Here is a 17,887-nt window from a genome sequence, read left to right as displayed (position 1 = left end):
AATCTACGGTTCAGACACAAAAAAGGCTGGTTCCACAGGTTCCTTCCGTGCGGTTCCGGTCTCTCTAAATTTGAAGAAAATTATTTCTGGAAGGCGTTCCAGGAAGTGACTTGATCTACCGACAGACGTCCCGTTGCGTGGGCTGGTTTTGCAGCTTTCCCGATTGCGATCAGCAGGATTGGTTTCAGCGTTTCAGGCACTTCAAATGCTTCGGCAAATTGCTCGGCATTGTATCCGGCCATCGGTACGGTGTCGTAGCCTTTGGCTTTGGCGATCAGCATCAGTTGCATCGATACCAATCCAGCGTCGAACAGGTTGACTTGATGCAAACGTTCCGGTCCCATGCCGCCATAGCCTTTATGCAGACGCTCGACAAAATTATTTTTGACCTCTTCCGTCATTGTCCCAAGACGCACTGACTCGGAGTAGATCTCTTCGGCCCGTTCATACGAACGAAGGTCTCCCAGTACTGCAATCACAGCGGACGAATCCACAACCTGCTGCTGATTGTTGGCGATCGGGAGCAGCTTCTGCTTCAGCTCAGGCTCGTCGATGATCAGGAAACGCCACGGTTGCAGGTTAGATGAGGACGGAGCGGACAATGAAAGCTCAATGATCTCTTTCAATTCCTCGCGGGGAATTTTCACAGACGGGTCATAGGCTCGAACCGAATGTCTCTCTTTAAGTACGGTATAAAAATCTTTGACGTCCACTTGATTTAACGTGCTCATGTTCTCTCCACCCTTTCATTTTTTTCCTGTGACTAGTATAAAATGCAACTGTAATAATTTCAAGTACAGTTAATGAGACAGGTGGCAGAGCACCAAAACTTGTGGTTCTTAAGGATAAACAGTATCTTAAAGAGGTAGTTGGTCGATTACAGTTTGATCATACAGGGAGGGGTACACATGACATTACAGATCGGAATCGTTGGAACAGGTTGGTTTAGCAAGGTGCATGGGGATATTTTGGCAAGTTTGGACGGCGTTCGCGTGACAGGGGTTACCGGAACGACAGCCGCTAAAGCACAGGCCTTGGCAGACCGCTACCCAGGAGCGATTGGCTTCGGGAACCTCACGGATATGCTGGATTCACTGAAGCTGGATGCTGTTTATCTCTGTATCCCGCCAATGGCGCACGGGGAGATCGAAACCGAGTTGATTGAGCGCGGTATCCCTTTTTTCGTGGAGAAGCCGCTGGCAGCAGACTTGGAGACGCCGCAACGCATCCTCTCGCGGTTGGAGCAAAAGCCGTTGGTTCATGCGGTAGGCTATCATTTTCGTTATAAAGAATCGATCCGTCAGTTGAAGGAATCGCTCGAAGGACAGAAGATTGGGATGGCTCTAGGCACCTGGATGGGCGATATGCCGCAAGTTGCTTGGTGGCGTAACCAAGACGGGTCTGGCGGACAGTTCGTGGAGCAGACGACCCATATTGTAGACCTGCTTCGCTACACCGCCGGCGAGGTTCGCGAGGTGTATGCCGCCTACGGGAATCGTGTGGTGCAGGAACGCTTCGAGAACGTCACCGTCCCCGATGTGGGCACCGTCACGATGAAGCTGCAAAGCGGGGCCGTTGCCACCATCTCCAATACCTGTATTTTGCCCGGCGGCGTGTCCGAAGTAGGTCTGAAATTGTATACGGATTCAGGTATTTTGACTTGGAGTCCCGAGCGGCTGGAGATCGATCTTCCGGGGACGAAGACGGCCTACACGGGGAAAGACAACCCTTATTTGGCTGAAACGGAGGCATTTATTCATGCTCTGCGTACCGGTGATACGTCGCGGATTTTATCCGATTATGCGGATGCTGTAAAAACGCAACAGATTACCTGCGCCGCCCTGGAATCGGCCCGCACGGGGAATCCAGTTCGCATTGGAGAGTAAACTTAAGGAAAATTTGAAATAAATGTGATCTTTTTCGTTGTGGAAAGATAAAGAAATCCAGATTTGTAATCCGAATCACAATTCTCTTCGTTCCGTCATCTTATCCTGATTCTGTCTAGAGGAAAGGAGAGACGAGGAATGAAGGGAAATCAAGCCCAGAACTCATTTTTGAAGGGAATTTTGATCTGTGTCCTTTTGCTAAGCTTCACGGTGCTTATTGCCGGAGGATATTGGATTTTTAAATCGCAGGCACCTACGCCGCTGAAAGTTGTCAATAGCGCGGGTGAAGTTCTGACGATTCAGGATCAGATTACCGGAGGTCGGGCGGTATTTCAGAAGTACGGTCTGATGGATTATGCCACCGTGCTGGGTCATGGCTCTTATCTGGGGCCGGATTACACCGCACAGGCGCTAAAAATCATTACGGATGCCATGCATGACCATCATGCGCAAGCCGAGTACGGAATGGATTATGCCGATCTGGCCCCGGAGCAGCAAACGTTGATTTTTGAGAAGGTCAAGGCGGAAATGAAGCAGAACCGCTACGACAAAAATGCAAAGACCTTGGTGCTGACAGACGGTCAGGCAGAAGGTCTGAAGCGGGTTCGCGCTTATTATGATCAAGTCTTTACGGAGGGCGACGGGCGCGGCATCCAGCCGAATTTATTCGAGAACGATACGATGCCGGAAGAAGGCCGCGCTTATGTGGCGCCAGGGGATATGCGCAAGCAAATTGCAGACTTCTTCTTCTGGACCGCATGGCTGTCTGGTACGCAGCGACCGGGCGACACGATTACGTATACGAACAACTGGCCGTATTTCGAGGATGCGGGCAATACCATGGGTTATTCCGCCGTACTTTGGAGCGGCATCAGCATGACGATTTTGATTTTTGTGCTGGGATTAATCCTGTATTTCTACAACCGCTACCGGCTGTATATGCAGGAGGCTTATGAGCCGGGCAATTTCCCGGTGCTGGATCTGAACCGTATGCCGGTGACGTCTAGTCAGGTGAAAACGGCGAAATATTTTCTCGTCGTTGTGCTGCTCTTTCTGATCCAGGTAGGGTTTGGCGCTTTGTTGGCGCATTATTACGTTGAACCCAACACCTTCTTTGGGTTAGATTGGATCGTCAAGCTGTTCCCGTTCAATATCGCGAAATCGTATCATTTGCAGCTCGTGATCCTATGGGTAGCGACGGCATGGCTGGGAATGGGGATTTATGTGGCCCCGCTTGTTGGCGGGAAGGAGCCGAAACGCCAAGGACTGCTGGTAGACATCTTGTTCTGGGCGCTGGTCGTGCTTACGGTGGGAAGTACAGTCGGGGAATGGCTTGGAGCCAAAGGTTACCTCGGCAACCTGTGGTTCTGGCTGGGCCATCAAGGCTGGGAGTACCTGGAGCTGGGCCGTTTTTGGCAAATCCTGTTGGTCATCGGTATGGCGATCTGGCTGTACATCGTGTACCGCGCAATCCGCAGCGCGCTGCGGATGGAAACCGATAAGGGCGGGTTAACGCATTTGCTGTTCTATTCGGCGATCGCGGTGCCATTCTTCTATATCTTTGCCTTTTTCTTTAATCCAACAACTTCATTCACTTACGCCGACTATTGGCGGTGGTGGATTATCCATTTGTGGGTCGAAGGGATCTTTGAGGTGTTTGCCGTCGTCGTCATCGGCTTCCTGATGGTACGAATGAAGTTGGTTACCAAGGAATCGACGATTCGCTCTCTGTTGTTTCAGTTGATCCTGCTGCTGGGCAGCGGGGTGATCGGGATTGGCCACCACTATTACTATAACGGGTCGGCCGAGATCTGGATTGCCCTGGGCGCGGTCTTCTCGGCGCTGGAAGTCATTCCGCTGACGCTGTTGATTCTGGAAGCGTACGATCAATACAAAATGATGAAGGATGGCGGTCAGACGTTCCCTTACACCTCCGCCTTCCGTTTTCTGGTGTCAACCGCGGTATGGAACTTGGTTGGCGCCGGGGTGCTCGGTTACTTGATCAACCTGCCTGCGGTGAACTATTTCATGCACGGCTCCACGCTGACGACGGCGCATGCCCACGGTTCAATGATGGGCGTGTACGGGATGTTCGCCATCGCCGTATTGCTGTACACGATGCGCAACATCGTGAAGCCGGAGCAGTGGAACGACAAGCTGCTGCGCATCTCTTGCTGGGGTTTAAACATCGGATTAACCGGGATGATCGTCATCACCCTGCTGCCGGTTGGTTTTATCCAATTGAAGCATTCGTTTGACTTGGGGTTCTGGTCGGCGCGCGCCTTCTCGTTCTATCAACAAGATACGGTAAACCTGCTGCTGTGGCTGCGAATGATTCCAGACACGATCTTTATCGTCGCGGGGATTGTACCGCTGGTATACGTGATCGTTCGTTCGATGTTCCACCTGCGCAAGCCTAATGTTGCCGAAGAAGAAAGCTTTGAGTAGGGGGCGGGGAAGATGAGCCAATCCAGTCATCTCCTGCGCTCCTTCCCCTTATTCCAAGGGCTGACGGCTGATGAAGCAGCTCAAATTGCTCGGCTCACCGTTCCCCGTCTGTTGCCAAGGCGGGCGGCGGTGTTCCGGGAAGGGGATGAGGTGGAGTCAATCTATTTTGTGGCGAACGAAAATTGCCCGCATTGCCGCAGCCTGCAGGGCGTAAGGCAAGGTTAATTTCTTGCAGTCGAGTTACCCCAGCGTACGAATCTTTATCCATCACTGACACCCCCTCGCCTCGCGTAATAAGGCAAGGGGGTTGTTTGTTTGAAGCGACAAAAAAAGAGCCCCGCTTCAGCGAGGCTTCAAGCATCAATATATAAAATTTGGAGGAACCTAAACGAGTACCCTGATTGGCCGAACGTGCCGTAGGGTTAGAAGTGAAATACAGCCATCAGCATCGGGGCGACCCCTAAAGTAAACAGGGCAGCCAGGATCATGGAGATGCTGGAAATTGTCCCGGTCAATGTGCTGAGCTCAAACGCCTTGGATGTCCCGGTGCCATGGGCACTGGTCCCAAACAATACACCTCGGGCAACCTCGCCTTCAATGCGGAACAGTTTCATGACGAGCGGTCCCAGCATAGCGCCCAGCAAGCCGGTCAAAATTACAAAGACCGCGGTAATATTCGGCACGCCGCCGATCACCTGCGATACATTCATCGCGATGGGGGTCGTAATCGAACGTGGAATCAAGCTGTTAATCAATTGGGTGTCCAGATGTAGCCATTCCGCGAGAACGGCGGAGGAGAACATCGCGACCACCGAGCCGCAAAGCACGCTAATGAGAATTTCTACAGCGTGTTTTTTCAGGACGTTGTAGTATTTGTACAGCGGAACAGCAAACGCGATCGTTGCCGGTTGCAGCAGGCTGCTAAGCCATTTTCCGCCGGAATGATAAGTTTCATAAGGGATTTGCGCCCAGAGTAAGCCGATCACCAGAATCAACGGAGTAATCAGCAATGGGGACAAATACACTCTTGGCCGTACCCGGTACAGGCGTTTAGATAAAGCATAGATCATGAGGGTAGAAGCTAAACATAGTATGCCAAGGATCATGAGGTTCGGCCCTCCTTTCGTTTTTCGATGCGAGAGGCGACAAGCCCGGAGCAAACCATCACGATGACGGTGCTCAAGATGACTACGATCAAGATCCGTACGCCTTCGCTTTCGAGCAGAGGAATGTATTGCATGACGCCGACGGCAGCAGGAACGAAGAACAGCAGCAGCTCGGCCAGCAGCCAATTGGCGCCCCGCTCAATCCATTTCAGCTTGACGACGCCTGTTTTTAACAAGATAAACAACAAGGCAATGCCAATAATGGAACCTGGTATCGGTAAATGGAGCAGCTCCGCGACTTTATTCAAGGCCATCGCGGCGAAGAACAGGATGGCGACTTGAACAATCCCGATGCCGATCTCTTTCATCTTGTTCATTTCAGCAGCTCCTTTCTTTTTTGGTTAGTAATGAAATTTTACATCGATTATTTTCATGAGTAAAATGAATATAAAGAATAAATATCATTCCACTTCGTTATAGAAAATTGAGCTAAAGGGGTTCAGACGGTTGGATATCCGACAAATGCAGGTTTTAATCGAAGTCGCACGGCTGCGAAGCTTCACGAAGGCGGCTGAAGCGCTGTACATCACGCAGCCAACCATCAGCAAAACGATTAAGGCGATGGAGGAGGAGCTGGGGGTAGTGCTGTTTGACCGCGTTGGCAAAAAGATCGAGCTGACCGACGCGGGACAAATTATCGCAACGCAGGCCCAGCAGATCGTGACCTCCTTCCAGAATCTGATGGCAGAGCTGGACGACTTGCGCAATTTAAAGAAAGGACATCTTCGTATTGGGCTGCCGCCGATGGTGGGGGCGAGTTTTTTTCCGAGGGTGATTGGGGAGTTTCATCAACGTTATCCCGACATTACGATTCAATTATTTGAGGACGGCGCCAAAAAAGTAGAGCAAGATGTCGCCAAGGGATTACTGGATGTGGGCGTGGCCGTATTGCCGACCGTGGAGGCGGAGCTGAGCTATTTTCCGTTTGTGGAAGAGAAGCTGAATCTAGTCGTCCATCCCTCGCACCGGCTGGCAGAACGGGAATGTGTCGAATTGGCTGAGCTAGCCCCGGATGGGTTCGTGTTGTTCCGTGAGGACTTTACACTGCATGACCGTATCATCGGGGCGTGCGCGAAGGTCGGGTTCCATCCGCATATCATTTACGAGAGCTCCCAATGGGATCTAATCAGTGAAATGGTGGCGGTCGGTCTCGGCATCACTTTGCTGCCGGAAACGATTTGCCGTGAAATCGACGACGAAGGCGTGCGGATTATCCCGCTCGTCAACCCGGTGATTCCGTGGAAGCTTGGCATTATTTGGCGTGACGATCGGTATTTGTCTTTCGCTACTCGGGAATGGATCCGGTTTGCACAGGAGGTCCTGACGTCACATTCGGAATAAATCGAGAGTGCATGCAGTGAACGGTTGTTTGAAAAGGTGCATATTTCCCGGGAATTTGACAGATAGTAAGGGCGAATGTCGAATTTCGAATACCTTGAAAAGCATGAAGGAGAGACAGCTGTGAAGTTTGCTTTAATCTGTTCATTGCTGGTCAGTTTGCTGTTCGGAACAGGGCTCCCTGTGGCGGATGCCCAAGCGGACGTTGCTCATCATTTCGGATTTAAAAAGAGCGTTGGCGGTCAGCTCCCCTCTATTAATGAGGAAGGGTTCAAAGATATTATCGACAAGCACGGCGCGATTTTCTTCGGTGATCCTTCGAGCAAAGTGTTGTTTCTGACGTTTGACAACGGATACGAGAACGGGTATACCGCCCCGATTCTGGATACGTTGAAGGCGAAGAAGGTACCGGCGATATTTTTTGTCACTGGCCATTACATCAAAGATCAGCCGGAGCTGCTAAAGCGCATGGTTGCTGAGGGCCATTTGATCGGCAACCACTCTTGGAGCCACCCGGACATGACGACGATCTCCGATGCCCAGATTCGGGAGGAGCTGGAGAAGGTCAAAAGCGCCACGGCAAAGGTCACCGGGCAAGCCAAGATGGACTTCTTGCGCCCGCCTCGCGGGATATTCAGCGATCGGACGCTGCGTGTGACGAAGGAGCTGGGGTATACGAATGTGTTCTGGTCCGTGGCTTATAAGGACTGGGATGTGAACGACCAGCGCGGTGCGAATTATGCATATCAGAAGGTGGTATCGCAACTGCATCCCGGCGCCGTGATCCTCCTGCACTCCGTCTCCAAGGACAATGCGGCGGCACTGGGAGCGATCATCGATGAGGCTCGCCGGCAAGGCTACGAGTTCAAGAGTCTGTATGAGTTGAAACCAGGGCAGTCGCGTCCATAACTCTGTTTCCCACTTCGACCGTAACAATCGGGCATTTCGACCGGTTGGGGCGGTCTTTTTTTTTGGTTCTATGTCCGAAATTTGACGGCGCTTGACTTCGCTTAGGCGGGTTATTATAATTAGCTTTGCAAATAAATAGGATACCTAAATATTAAATAATGAAACAAATGAACAGGAGGGGTTGATTTGTTCACCGGTGACAACTCGCAGGCGCAGCGGCTGCTGAAGACGTTTCACCGCTTTCGGAGAATGGATCTGAGCAAACTTACGCCATCGGAGTTTAAACCCAGCGAAGTCCGATTGATGTTTTATATTTTGCATGGCATGGAGAAGGATGAGCGTGGCGTAACGGTTTCGGAGCTGAGCGCGATGCTGGAGGTGGCTTCTCCGACAGTCACGCCACTCGTTCGCAGCTTGGAAGAGCGCGGGATGGTGCTGAGGTATAACGACAAGGAGGACCGCCGGGCGGTTCGCGTTAAGCTGACGGAGCAAGGAATCGCACATATTAAGGAGCTTGCCAAGAAAAGATCGGCCCAAATCCAAGGGTTGGTCGAATTTTTGGGCGAGGAGAAAAGCCAGCAGTTAATTGAACTGTTGGAGCAGGTGTACATGTATATCGAAATGAAGGCCAACCCTAATAAGAGTCAAGAGCAATGATATGAATAGACATGTGGAGATGATGGGAATTGATCAAACTTTTCCGCAATTTGAAACCCTACCGCTGGCTTGTGGTAGCGGTGCTCGTATTCGTCTTCTTCCAGACGTTATCCGAGCTGTATTTGCCAACGCTGATGTCCGACATCGTAGATAATGGGGTCGTAAATGGAGATACTCCGTATATTTGGAAAATCGGCGGTCTGATGCTGCTGGTTGCACTTGGAGGCATGGCCTGCTCTATCGCTGCCAGCTATTACTCTGCCAGAGCGGCGACTGGGTTCGGGAAGCTGCTCCGGGGTAAGGTGTTCAAGCATGTGTCAAACTTTTCGCTAGAGGAGTTTGATCGCATCGGCACTGCCTCGCTGATTACCCGTACGACCAACGATATTACCCAAGTCCAGCAAGTGCTGATTATGATGCTGCGGATGATGGTTATGGCGCCGATGATGTGTCTGGGAGGCATTATTATGGCCGTCTCGAAGGATGCCACGCTGTCGCTGGTACTGGTGGTGGTTCTGCCGGTCTTGGCCGGAGCGATCTTCCTCATCGCACGGAAAGGACTGCCTTTATTTAAAGCGATCCAGAAAAAAATCGATAAACTGAACCTCGTCATGCGCGAAAGCCTGACCGGGATTCGCGTCATCCGTTCGTTTAATCGGACGGACTACGAGAGCAAACGGTTCGACGCGGCCAACCTCGATTTGACCGATACGTCGATCAAGGTCAACAAAATTATGGCGTTTATGATGCCGGTCATGATGCTGGTGATGAATCTGTCTTCTGTAGCAATCATCTGGTTTGGCGGGCTGCGGATCGACTCTGGACATATGCAAGTTGGGGATCTGATGGCGTTTCTCCAGTACGCCATGCAAATCATGTTCTCGCTGGTGATGGTCTCGATGATGTTCGTGATGATTCCACGGGCGTCAGCTTCAGCCAGCCGGATCAATGAAGTGCTGGATATGGTCCCGGTGATCAAAGATTCGGCGAAGGGCAAATCTTCATCGACTGAGGTCAAAGGGCTGGTCGAGTTCCAAAATGTGACCTTCAGCTATCCGGGTGCGGAGCAACCGGCGGTGCAGGATCTTACGTTTACCGCCAAGCCGGGGCAGGTTACGGCGATCATCGGCGGGACGGGCTCCGGGAAATCCACGTTGATCAGCTTGATTCCGCGGTTTTACGATGTGCAAGAGGGAAGTGTCCGGGTAGATGGTGTGGATGTCCGTGATATGACCCAAGAGGAGCTGCGCAGCAAAATCGGGTTTGTCCCGCAAAAAGCGGTGTTGTTCACTGGAACGATCAGCGAGAACATCCGTTATGGCAAAGAGGATGCGTCTGACGAAGAAGTGCGGCGCGCCGCGGATATTGCCCAGGCGACCGACTTTATTTCCAAGATGGAGCAAGGCTTTGAATCGCCGATCGCTCAGGGCGGCACCAACGTGTCGGGCGGTCAAAAGCAACGGCTGTCGATTGCGCGGGCTTTGGTTCGTCCGGCGGAAATTTATATTTTTGACGACAGCTTCTCGGCTCTGGACTTCAAGACCGATGCGAAGCTGCGGGCAGCTTTGAAGGAAGAGACGAAGGAGGCTACGGTGATCATCGTGGCACAGCGGGTAAGCACTGTGCTTGACGCTGACCAAATCATCGTTATGAACGAGAGTCAAATCGCTGGCATCGGCACACACCAGGAATTGATGGAAACTTGCGATGTCTATAAAGAAATTGTGTATTCGCAGCTTTCGGAGGAGGAGATCGCATGAGTCAGGAGCAATCATCGAATAAACGCAGATTCGGCGGTCCTCGTCCGGGGCATGGTCCGGGTCATGGCGGCCCCCGCATGGGGATGCCGGTGGAGAAAGCGAAGGATTTCAAAGGAACCCTAAAACGGTTGATCCGATACTTAAGACCACATAAATATCAATTAATGGCTGTATTTGTGATGGCCATTCTGAGTACGCTGTTCAGCATTTTTAGCCCCAAGGTGATGGGGAAAGCGACAACCAAGCTGTTTGAAGGAATTGTTGCGAAGGTTCAAGGGGTTCCCGGCGCGGAGATCGACTTTCATTATGTATGGCAGATCATCATGATCCTGATCGGATTGTATGTGCTGAGTGCGTTGTTTGGGTATGTCCAACAGTATTTGATGGCCGGCGTGGCTCAGAAGACGGTGTATGACCTGCGGAAGGATGTAAACGCCAAGCTGAACAAGCTGCCGCTCAAATACTTTGACGCTCGAACACACGGGGAAATTCTCAGCCGGGTCACCAATGACGTCGACAACATTGCCGGAACGTTGCAGCAAAGCTTGACGCAGCTGATCACCTCGGTCCTGACGATCATCGGGGTGATCGTGATGATGCTGTCGATCAGCCCGCTGATGACCTTGATTGCGGTGCTGACGCTGCCGCTGAGCATTGTGGCCATCACCTCAATCGCCAAACGTTCGCAGAAGCAGTTTGTCAGACAGCAAAAAGAACTTGGCCAACTGAACGGCCATGTTGAAGAAATGTATACCGGCCACAAGGTAATTAAGGCGTTTGGCCGCGAACCGAGATCGCTGGAGCAATTCGACACCATTAACGAACGGCTGTATGAAGCCGGTTGGAAAGCGCAGTTTATCTCCGGCGTAATCATGCCGATCATGAGCTTTATCGGCAACATCGGATACGTGCTAGTGTCGGTGGTTGGCGGGATCCTTGTGACCAAGAAATCGATAGAAATCGGGGACGTACAGGCGTTTATCCAGTACGCCCGTCAGTTCACGATGCCGATTACGCAAACAGCGAACATCGCTAACATCATCCAGTCGACCGTGGCTTCTGCGGAACGGGTGTTTGAAATCCTGGATGAAGAAGAGCAGGTGCCGGAAGTGGCGAACCCCGTGGTTCTGGAAAAGCCTCGCGGCGACGTGGCGTTCAATCACGTTCAGTTCGGCTACGATCCGGAGCATTTGCTCATCGAAGATATGAACATCGACGTGAAACAGGGACAAACGATCGCCATCGTTGGGCCAACCGGCGCCGGCAAAACAACGTTGATCAACCTGTTGATGCGCTTCTATGAAGTGAATGGCGGTTCGATCACCGTGGACGGAGTGAACATCGCCGAGATGAGACGCGGTGACCTGCGCAGTCTGTTCGGCATGGTCCTGCAGGATACGTGGCTGTTTAATGGCACGATCCGTGACAACATCGCTTATGGTCGGGAAGGAGCCACCGATGAAGAAGTGGTGAAGGCCGCCAAAACGGCGTACGCCGACCACTTTATCCGTACGCTGCCGGGCGGTTATAACACCGTGCTGAATGAGGAAGCATCGAACATTTCGCAAGGGCAGAAGCAGCTCTTGACGATCGCCCGGGCCATCCTGGCAGATCCGGCGATCCTCATTCTCGACGAAGCTACAAGCAGCGTCGACACCCGGACTGAGGTGCAAATCCAAAAAGCGATGAAAGAGTTGATGAAAGGCAGAACCAGCTTCGTCATCGCCCACCGCCTTTCCACGATCCGCGACGCCGATCTCATCCTCGTGATGAACCACGGCACCGTCATCGAAAAAGGCACGCACGACGATTTGCTGGCCCTTGGCGGCTTCTACGCCGACCTGTACAACAGCCAATTCACCCAAGGTAGCTTCGAGCCCGAAGCCGTATAAGCGTTGGCGTTCAAAATCGCCCTGCGTTCAAATGGATTTAGCAATGATGATGATACGCCCCTGTTTGGCAGGGGCGTATTTCTTTTTACTGGGGGGCGGGGGGTATCTCTGCGGGGGGCCTTTACACGATTATCCCTTTCGCTCAGATGGCGGGGAGGGGTATGTTTGGGAGGGTCCTTTCCATGATTATCCCTTTTGTTCAGATGCTGAAAAGTTATATGTTGTGTGTGTTGTCTGTAGCCACTTTTCCTTAGTTCTGTAATTTGAGTCAATGTGCCAGATGGCTTCCTCGCGCTTTTGTATCTGGGCAAAAGGGATACCAACCTACTCTCTTTCAAACAATTGGGATACATGATCTTCTCTTGTTATTGTATCTGAATGAAAGGGATAGCAGGTGTAGTGTTCCTCAAGCTCAGCAATCTGAGTAAAAGGGAAAGTAGGTGTAGTGATCCCCAAGCTTAGTAATCTGAGTTAAAGGGATATTGGTGTAATGAACCTGAACCAATGGGATCATCGTGCAAAGAGATCACCGCGCAAAGGGACGTTCATACAAAGCATCCGCATCTGATCAGGTGAATGAGCGAGTATCCAGTAGATGAACGGATTAATCGGGATAATGGTGTAATAGAGCCGGTAAAGTGAGAGCTCTTGTCCATGAACTGATCGAAAGGGATAATGGTGCAAATGAACTGATCAAGGGAGATTCTTGGGGAAGTGAACTGAGCGAGCGGGATAATGTGCTAAAGGTGACGGAACGGGATCATGGTGCAAAGTGCCTAAGCAAACGGGATAGTCGGGTGAAGGAACTGATTAAAAGGGATAATCCCTCGCAAGGGACTGATTCAAGGGGATAATCATCGTGCAAAGAGTCAGGACACAGAGTAAAAGCCCGGCCTGGCATTCGAGTCAGGGCTAAGCCGGGCCGGTAACCCAAGTCGAGGCGGCTTCTGAAGCTGCCTAGCCCTCCCCGGCGAGGTGGCATAGTGCGGCTTCATCGCGGATCAGCAATTGCCGACGCGTTGCGGTTAATACGCCCTCGTCGTTAAGCTGGCGGAGTTTGCGGCTGAGCGTCTCCGGTGTGGTGCCGATGAGGGAGGCGAGGTCTTTTTTGGAGATGGGTAAGGTGAACTCTCGAGAGTTGGGGGCTGCTTTACGACGAAAATATAATAACATCTTGACAAGACGCCGATCGGCTTCAAGTAAGGTCAGAACGGCTGCCCAGGCGTCGGCTTCCTCCAGTTGGGTGCTAAGCGCGGTCATAAAGCGGGCCGCTGTATCGGGATCACGCCGCAGAATATCTAGAAAATCACTGCGGTGAATCCGGCAGATGCCGGTCGTGTCCGCCGCGATGGCGCTAGCGTAATGGGGTTTTTCCTGTAACAGAGAAAATTGGCCGAAGAAGTCCCCAGGAAACAGAAGCCGAATGAGATGTTCCTTGCCGTTATCCTCCAGCTTCGTCAGCTTAATGATTCCACGGTTCACCACAAACAGCGAATCCGAACGATCTCCTTCACGGAAAATGATCTCCCCTTTATGGAATTGTGAGGTACGCATGACGGAATGGAGCAACTCAACCTCCGTTTGGCGCAGCTGCGCAAATACCGGCACGCGCGCGAGGCAGGAGGGGGCCGTGGCTGTATCTTGAATGTGGCAAGTACAGGATTTCATCTGGGATCTCTCCTTTCTTGGAAAGACGTATTCGTATTCATCTACCTCTAACTTAATCGTTGGCGAGTGACGGACTAGTGATTATTATCACAATAAATCTGTCGATTTCTTGATGAAGATCAAGGTTTTTCGGATGTGGATATGGGAAATTAAACCTATCAACGGATCAAGTTCAGTTCTATGGATAGGAGGAGACAGATGAAAGAATTTACATTTGATGAATTGCGACAAATCGACCGTACCCAGCTTGGGGATCAGGTGCCGCTGGAGTTGTTCCGGGCGATTCGCCTGATTGGGATGCGCCAGGGGTTGCCTCTCGAGGGGAAAGGCACCACCGCCTCCATCGGCCGCAAGATTGGCGAAAGCTTACCCGTCACCACGTTGGACGAACTGCTCCATTTATTCGCCGAGCTGCGGATCGGATTGCCGCAGATCGTGGAGCAAAGTGAGCGATGGATGCGGATTGCGATAGAGGATTGTTTTTGCAAGGGATTGCCGGTGATGGAGGAGAAGAAGGTGTGCGATCTGGAAGGTGCCTTTTTGGAAGGGGCACTCGGTAAGCTGCTAGGCCGCAAAGTGAGCGTACGGGAAACGAAATGTAATGTATGCGGCGACGAACACTGTGAGTATGAAGTCCGAATTTATGAGTAAGGCATTCTAGTCTGTGTTATGATCTCGCCAATAAAACTACACCGAGTAAGATGACGAATACACCCAGCAGCTTGGTCCAAGTGATCGTTTCGTGGAACAGGAAATAGGCCGGAAGAAGCGCCAGGACGTACGCCAGCGCTTGGAGCGGATAAGCGACGCTCAGCGGGAGGCGGGACAGCACCGCGAACCATAGCAGCGTAGCTACCCCATACAAAGCGATGCCGCCGATCACTGCAGGTGAGGTCGCCAGCTTGCTCCAGTGAAGCCCGCCGGTACGGGCCAGGCCGATTTTAAACAGAACTTGTCCTGTCACGAGAAGCAGAATATTACCAAATAGCATGAGGTAACTAATGGTTTTGTCCATTTTCACGGACCGCCTCCCGTTCTTTTAGAATGACGATTTCTTGGGTTAAGCGGAGCACCTGGGCGGTTAGGCGTGTAATGACGATCGTTAGGTGAAGAATGAATGCAAAACAGAAGAGCAAGCCAAACAGAAACAACACGGCAGGTGCATATTTAACTCCTAGATGATCCGCGATCCATTCGATAAGCCCAATATTTGTGGAGCAGATCAGCAGGATGACACTAAACAAAATCCAGAGCAGGGAATATTGCTCCCTCAGTTTTTGACGACGGACCAATTCCAGGACAAACAAGAGGAACAACGCGGCAACCAACACAGATAGAATGTAAATCGACATTTATTCTATCACCGCCGTCTGGTGGAGCGGGCGCCGCAACGCGCTCATGAGCACGGATAATGTCACTTTCACCATGTAGTAAATCGAACGCCAAGGGGTAATCGATGATTTACCAGCGGTGCGGGCTCGCATTTGCACGGGGATCTCTGTGATTCTGCAGCCGTGGCGTTTCAGATACACAATCGATTCCACCTCGGGATAATCGGTTGGATAGTACCGGGCGTACAGCTCAATGACCTTACGGCTGGCAGCGCGAAAGCCGCTGGTCGTGTCGGTGAAGCGTTCGCCGGTAACCCAGGAGACCAGCTTGGAGAAGAAGACGATCCCCGCTCGTCTCGCTGTGGACGAACGGAAGGAAGCGGTCCCTAGGAACCGGGAGCCGATGACAAGATCCTGCTCGCCGATTCCGGCGAGCAGCTTATGTAATTCTTCGGCTGGATGCTGGCCGTCGGCGTCCATTTGGATGGCGATGTCATAGCCCTTTTGCTTCGCGTAGAGATAACCAGTCTGCATTCCTCCACCGATCCCCACATTGTAAGGCAGCGTCAGCACCTTGGCTCCGGCTTCCCGTGCACAGCTCTCCGTTCGGTCGGAAGAACCGTCGTTAATGACGAGGATATCGGCCTCCGGCGTGTGCTTACGGATATCGCGAATGACCGAGCCGATACTGGCTTCCTCGTTATAAGCCGGTATGATGATCAGTATACGAGGCGGTTTTGGTATCATGAGGCACAGGCCCCCTTTCGTTCGGATCGATGATGGGAACGGCGCAGAACTCGGGAGATCAAGTCGCCAATCAGATATGACCCGAACAGGATCAACAGCGTCATATTGGGATAACCGTAGCGGTTAAACGCCACGAACGGAATATAAATCATGGTGAAATAAGCCAGTGCCAACAAAAGCGGGAGTAAGCGATCCAGCTTGAGACGGTTTTTCGCTACGGCCCATAAAATGCCGCCCATATTAACGTACATCATCACAACTTGGATATGGTCCATGACCGGTCGGCTGATCGGCCAAAACGGGCGCGAATAAAACGGATGGAAATACAGCTCCACCCATCTTCCTAACGTATACCAATACAAATACTTCATCGGCTCATGCGTGAATCCGTATCGGAGGATATCCAGCCCTTTGCGAATTGCCGTGGAATCAGCGCCCTGGAATATCGTTTCCGGATCATATTGAGGGTAAGCCTCAAAGAAACCAGCCGGCGGCAGTTGCCAACGGATACGTGTGCCGAGCAAGAACGGACTTCCGCCGGAATTGGTGAACAGGATAAATTCATGGAATGTGACCCAGTTGCGGATCCACCACGGGGTTAACAACAGAACATAAGTCCCTCCGATGAAAAGGGTATATTTCAACATCGTCCGCCAAGGCAGCTTCATGCGCAGCCAAATGATCAGCAAAACGGCGGGGTACAAGGAAGCATGCGGCTTGAAGTAAGCCGCCGCAGCCGTCAGGACGCCGATAAGGACGTATAAAGCAGGTCCGTCTCGGTCCATGGCGAGGATGGTGCAACAGACGAGAAGCAGCAGCAACGTGCGAAAAGTTGTTTCTGAGAGAATAACCCCGGAGGAAAAGTAGTCGGGTGGATAGAAGGCAGACACGGTGCAGGCGATCAGCGCCGCCCGGGTGTTAAAGGTGCGATAACCGATCCAAAAGATCAGATAAATACAAAACGCTTGCAGAAGGCACTGGAAAAGGCGGAATGCCACGACACCGCCTTGTTCTTGGCCGAAAACCGCCATAAACCCGGACAGCATCAGCGGCAGCCCGGGCATGATGAAGGCAGAAGGCGCCTCTTTGGTATTATAAGCAAGTACGCCTTCATTCAGGAGAAGGCGCGCGGATTGAATATACTTCACGTCATCATTGTTCGGGTGAACCGGGTCGCCTAAGAGGAAGTGGTCGTTATAGATCAGGACGATAAGACTCGATACAATGCCCACAAATGCGATCAGACCGAACAGATACCACTTGACCGGCCGACGGACTTCCGATAATGAAAACACAGCGATTCGACCCCACTTTTTATAATTTATCTCTAAAAATAGAAAATATCACCTTCTATATTATAATATATCCAAATTCTTCCTGTGACAAGCTTAATCTGTCTGAATTCCGAAACTGGCCAGCCGCTCGTTGAAGGTTTCTCCCGAATCTACATGGCCCCGGTTGATGGACTCCCATAAGTAAAGCGAGGCGATGGAGCCATAAGATGGCCATTGCGCAGCGGCTTGCTGTAAATATTTGCGGTCCGGGCGCTCCTCCATGTCATACACCCATTTTGCCGCACGCTGCAGACCGGCATCCCCATAGGAAACGACATGCTCGCGGCCCAGGGCGAAGATGAGGAACATTTCGGCTGACCAACGGCCGATGCCCTTTACGGAAACCAGGAGCTTGATGACTTCTTCATCATCAAGTTCCTGCAGCCGGTCTAGGTCGAGCTGACCGGATTGGACTTTGTCGCTTAAGTCTTTGAGGTAAGCGACTTTGGATGCGGACAGCCCGGCGGCGCGCAGGTCAGCGTCGCTTTGGGCCAAGAGGGCGGCCGGGGACAGTTCCCCGGCCAACTCGATGACACGGCCGCGAATGGTGGAGGCGGCCTTCACCGAGATTTGCTGGCTGATGATCGAGCGAGCCAGCTCGGTAAACCAAGGGCCTTGCGGTTTCGTCGCAAGGCTTCCTATCAAGGCGATCAGCCGGCCCATCCGGGGATCGGCGCTGGCCAGCGCCTTGACCCGGGGGTCATCCGGGTGGAGCTCAAAGACCGGTTTCCCATGGTTCATAGGGACAACC

General features: G+C 52.0%; 18 protein-coding genes. 9 read left to right on the top strand and 9 right to left on the bottom strand.

The window, feature by feature from the left end; all coding sequences use genetic code 11:
• Positions 1 to 80: 80 nt before the first annotated feature.
• Entirely contained in the window at positions 81 to 731 is a 651-nt protein-coding gene (locus C812_RS18930) for a nitroreductase family protein (protein WP_016314254.1), read from the bottom strand.
• A gap of 177 nt (positions 732 to 908) precedes the next feature.
• Between C812_RS18930 and C812_RS18925 the strand changes: the two genes are divergently transcribed.
• The 3 genes from C812_RS18925 to C812_RS18915 all read left to right on the top strand — a co-directional run bounded on the left by C812_RS18925 (position 909) and on the right by C812_RS18915 (position 4,559).
• Positions 909 to 1,886 carry a Gfo/Idh/MocA family protein gene (locus C812_RS18925; protein ID WP_016314253.1) on the top strand — a complete coding sequence of 326 codons (978 nt, stop codon included), beginning with the start codon at positions 909 to 911 and terminating at the stop codon, positions 1,884 to 1,886.
• Positions 1,887 to 2,024: 138 nt separating this feature from the next.
• On the top strand, positions 2,025 to 4,334 hold the full coding sequence (locus tag C812_RS18920) for a nitric-oxide reductase large subunit (RefSeq protein ID WP_016314252.1): 2,310 nt from the start codon (positions 2,025 to 2,027) through the stop codon (positions 4,332 to 4,334).
• Between the two features lie 12 nt (positions 4,335 to 4,346).
• On the top strand, positions 4,347 to 4,559 hold the full coding sequence (locus tag C812_RS18915; RefSeq protein WP_016314251.1) for a cyclic nucleotide-binding domain-containing protein: 213 nt from the start codon (positions 4,347 to 4,349) through the stop codon (positions 4,557 to 4,559).
• 197 nt (positions 4,560 to 4,756) lie between these two features.
• Here the strand turns inward: C812_RS18915 and C812_RS18910 are convergent, their stop codons facing one another.
• Positions 4,757 to 5,440, bottom strand: coding sequence for a CidB/LrgB family autolysis modulator (locus tag C812_RS18910; RefSeq protein ID WP_016314250.1), 684 nt, complete (start codon positions 5,438 to 5,440; stop codon positions 4,757 to 4,759).
• A complete protein-coding gene (locus C812_RS18905; RefSeq protein WP_028539199.1) occupies positions 5,437 to 5,808 on the bottom strand; it encodes a CidA/LrgA family protein in 372 nt (123 codons plus the stop codon). The genes C812_RS18910 and C812_RS18905 overlap by 4 nt, the downstream gene beginning before the upstream one ends.
• 139 nt (positions 5,809 to 5,947) lie before the next feature.
• Here C812_RS18905 and cidR point away from each other — a divergent pair, with 139 nt between their 5' ends.
• From cidR to C812_RS18880, 5 genes are all read left to right on the top strand, one after another.
• Positions 5,948 to 6,841 (top strand): cidABC operon transcriptional activator CidR, encoded by an 894-nt coding sequence (gene cidR, locus C812_RS18900; protein ID WP_036625991.1) that lies wholly within the window; start codon positions 5,948 to 5,950, stop codon positions 6,839 to 6,841.
• 75 nt (positions 6,842 to 6,916) lie between these two features.
• A complete protein-coding gene (pdaA, locus tag C812_RS18895) occupies positions 6,917 to 7,747 on the top strand; it encodes a delta-lactam-biosynthetic de-N-acetylase (protein WP_416285466.1) in 831 nt (276 codons plus the stop codon).
• A gap of 186 nt (positions 7,748 to 7,933) precedes the next feature.
• Positions 7,934 to 8,404 (top strand): MarR family winged helix-turn-helix transcriptional regulator, encoded by a 471-nt coding sequence (locus tag C812_RS18890; protein WP_016314246.1) that lies wholly within the window; start codon positions 7,934 to 7,936, stop codon positions 8,402 to 8,404.
• Between the two features lie 29 nt (positions 8,405 to 8,433).
• Positions 8,434 to 10,164 carry an ABC transporter ATP-binding protein gene (locus tag C812_RS18885; RefSeq protein ID WP_016314245.1) on the top strand — a complete coding sequence of 577 codons (1,731 nt, stop codon included), beginning with the start codon at positions 8,434 to 8,436 and terminating at the stop codon, positions 10,162 to 10,164.
• Positions 10,161 to 12,056, top strand: a complete 1,896-nt coding sequence (locus C812_RS18880) for an ABC transporter ATP-binding protein (protein ID WP_016314244.1) — start codon at positions 10,161 to 10,163, stop codon at positions 12,054 to 12,056. The genes C812_RS18885 and C812_RS18880 overlap by 4 nt, the downstream gene beginning before the upstream one ends.
• Before the next feature lie 957 nt (positions 12,057 to 13,013).
• Here C812_RS18880 and C812_RS18875 read toward each other — a convergent pair.
• On the bottom strand, positions 13,014 to 13,724 hold the full coding sequence (locus C812_RS18875) for a Crp/Fnr family transcriptional regulator (RefSeq protein WP_016314243.1): 711 nt from the start codon (positions 13,722 to 13,724) through the stop codon (positions 13,014 to 13,016).
• A 198-nt stretch (positions 13,725 to 13,922) separates the two neighbouring features.
• Between C812_RS18875 and C812_RS18870 the strand changes: the two genes are divergently transcribed.
• Positions 13,923 to 14,375, top strand: coding sequence for a V4R domain-containing protein (locus C812_RS18870; RefSeq protein WP_016314242.1), 453 nt, complete (start codon positions 13,923 to 13,925; stop codon positions 14,373 to 14,375).
• 16 nt (positions 14,376 to 14,391) lie between these two features.
• On the opposite strand, the gene C812_RS18865 is transcribed toward C812_RS18870, so the two are convergent.
• From C812_RS18865 to C812_RS18845, 5 genes are all read right to left on the bottom strand, one after another.
• Entirely contained in the window at positions 14,392 to 14,739 is a 348-nt protein-coding gene (locus C812_RS18865) for an EamA family transporter (protein WP_016314241.1), read from the bottom strand.
• Complete coding sequence (locus C812_RS18860; protein WP_016314240.1) at positions 14,723 to 15,076, bottom strand: DUF2304 domain-containing protein; 354 nt, start codon at positions 15,074 to 15,076, stop codon at positions 14,723 to 14,725. The genes C812_RS18865 and C812_RS18860 overlap by 17 nt, the downstream gene beginning before the upstream one ends.
• Positions 15,077 to 15,802 (bottom strand): glycosyltransferase family 2 protein, encoded by a 726-nt coding sequence (locus C812_RS18855; protein ID WP_016314239.1) that lies wholly within the window; start codon positions 15,800 to 15,802, stop codon positions 15,077 to 15,079.
• Positions 15,799 to 17,097 (bottom strand): ArnT family glycosyltransferase, encoded by a 1,299-nt coding sequence (locus C812_RS18850; RefSeq protein ID WP_016314238.1) that lies wholly within the window; start codon positions 17,095 to 17,097, stop codon positions 15,799 to 15,801. The genes C812_RS18855 and C812_RS18850 overlap by 4 nt, the downstream gene beginning before the upstream one ends.
• Before the next feature lie 93 nt (positions 17,098 to 17,190).
• Positions 17,191 to 17,877, bottom strand: a complete 687-nt coding sequence (locus C812_RS18845) for a DNA-3-methyladenine glycosylase family protein (RefSeq protein ID WP_016314237.1) — start codon at positions 17,875 to 17,877, stop codon at positions 17,191 to 17,193.
• Positions 17,878 to 17,887: the final 10 nt, after the last annotated feature.

Origin of the sequence: Paenibacillus barengoltzii G22, assembly GCF_000403375.2 — a bacterium.
In the GTDB taxonomy this organism is placed as follows: domain Bacteria; phylum Bacillota; class Bacilli; order Paenibacillales; family Paenibacillaceae; genus Fontibacillus; species Fontibacillus barengoltzii.
Note: the sequence above shows the minus strand (reverse complement) of the source record. Positions and strands in the feature narration are given on the sequence as shown.